The organism is Cupriavidus sp. 8B, assembly GCF_054589115.1.
In genome coordinates, this window is sequence record NZ_BAAILO010000216.1 from 1 (window position 1) to 1,731 (window position 1,731).

Consider the following 1,731-nt stretch of genomic DNA (forward strand, 5'->3'; position numbering starts at 1 on the left):
CGTGGTCCAGCAAATGCAGGGGCGCGGCATCACTCGACTGGCTTTCATTCGATACGGCTCCAGCGAACCTTCCATAATTGCAAACTGCCGATAGTTGCCCGCCATCATGAAATGCTCGGCGCTGGCGTACGTCTGGCCATCCACGCAAAACGATGCGGGCCACCACTGCGACAGGCATTCCTTGCCCACCGGGGCGCCTGCCTTTGCGCTGTGCCCCCAGAAGAACAGGTAGTCAGGCTGCAGGCCTTGCCGGACGGCGCGGATCAGGCTGGCGTGGTCATGCGAGGCATGCGAGTCATGCGGAAGGGATTGGCTCATGGTGGCTGGTGGCATTCTGGCGAGGGATGGGGTTGGCGCGAACCCTATAGTATTGTTCCCGGCACTGGCGCGCGTCAAAGGGCGCTATCCGCAGCAGCCCGGCGCAGTGATCTTGGTGAGGAGCCATTTCGTGTCCACGGCATCGGCGTTCGAGTTCATCCTGGTGTTGATCGCCGGGTGTTCATGACCAAGGCGCTTTGATCGTCCGCGCGCGCAAGCATATGGTATTATTTGCGCCGTCTTAGGGGAGTAGCTAGCCTCCAGTCCCCACTGGAGGGGCCTGCGTCAACATACTTGGTACAAAAAACCATGGCGCCGGCAGCCTGATTGGCTCAGCGAGACCTTTGACTTTTCTGTCCACCAGCTGGGGCTGGCACTGGGCAGCGAAGTCATTGGTTCGTTTGTTGCCGGCCCCCTTTGGATGTCACATGGAAGCACTCATTGCTTCGTTCAGTATGGTCGCCCTCGCAGAGATGGGCGACAAGACTCAGCTCCTTTCCTTTCTCCTGGCCTCCCGGTTTCTCGGCAAGCAAGGGAGCATCATTGCGGGCATTTTCGTCGCAACCATCTTCAACCACCTCTTTGCCGCCGCCTTGGGCGACTGGGCTGCGTCGCACGTCAGCCCGGATGTGACACGCTGGGTGCTGGGCATCGCCTTCCTGGCCTTTGCCGCCTGGGCGCTGATCCCCGACAAGCTGGACGACGAAGGGAACAACGGCAAGCGCGCCGGCGCCTTCGCCACCACCGTGGTCGCCTTCTTCCTCGCCGAGATGGGCGACAAGACGCAGTTCGCCACCATTGCGCTGGGCGCGCAGTACGCCAACCTGAGCATGGTCGTGGTCGGCACCACCCTCGGCATGATGGCGGCCAACGTGCCCGCGGTCCTGCTGGGTGAACGCCTGACGCGCATCATCCCGCTCGCCAAGATGCGTTTCGTCGCCGCGGCGCTGTTCGCCATCTTCGGCATCCTGATCCTGTTCAAGGTGAACTTCGGCCTGAACCTGGGGACCTGAGCCGGCCGCCGGCTGCATGGCATGGCCAGCTCGCATGCCTTCGCCAGCTTGCGCTCGCGCGCAGGCGTGGCGAACGGCTGGCCGCTATCGACGCTGGCCGAGCCATGAACAGCAGCGCGCCGCAGGTGCACGCGCGGTGCGTACCACCTGCAGGTGTCTATGGCGCCACTGCCCGGAGGCCAGTATCCTCTTACAGTTGCCCCGCCCCGAGCCCAATTCATCAGCCCAATGAGAACAAGAGCGAGCAACTGATACTTCATTCTTACTCAGAAGTATCTATAATCGCTTGCCATGAGCAAGGTTTATCAACGAATTCGCAAAGCGCATCGGACGGGCTCCCAGTACGGTGCGCCGCTGGGAGCGCGAAGGCATCCTGGCGGCTAAGCGCCTGCCTTCCGGA

General features: G+C 62.0%; 2 protein-coding genes, 1 pseudogene and 1 riboswitch. Of the genes and pseudogenes, 2 read left to right on the forward strand and 1 reads right to left on the reverse strand.

The window, feature by feature from the left end; translation table 11 throughout:
- Positions 1 to 318: pseudogene (locus tag ACYP5B_RS21705) on the reverse strand (hypothetical protein); the annotation flags it as partial.
- A 232-nt stretch (positions 319 to 550) separates the two neighbouring features.
- Positions 551 to 737, forward strand: a riboswitch (yybP-ykoY riboswitch).
- A 9-nt stretch (positions 738 to 746) separates the two neighbouring features.
- Between ACYP5B_RS21705 and ACYP5B_RS21710 the strand changes: the two are divergent.
- Positions 747 to 1,331: a TMEM165/GDT1 family protein gene (locus ACYP5B_RS21710; protein WP_318237411.1), complete on the forward strand. Its 585-nt coding sequence runs from the start codon at positions 747 to 749 to the stop codon at positions 1,329 to 1,331.
- A 304-nt stretch (positions 1,332 to 1,635) separates the two neighbouring features.
- Positions 1,636 to 1,731 (forward strand): MerR family DNA-binding transcriptional regulator (locus ACYP5B_RS21715; RefSeq protein ID WP_459571042.1); only part of this gene is annotated, 96 nt, incomplete at its 3' end.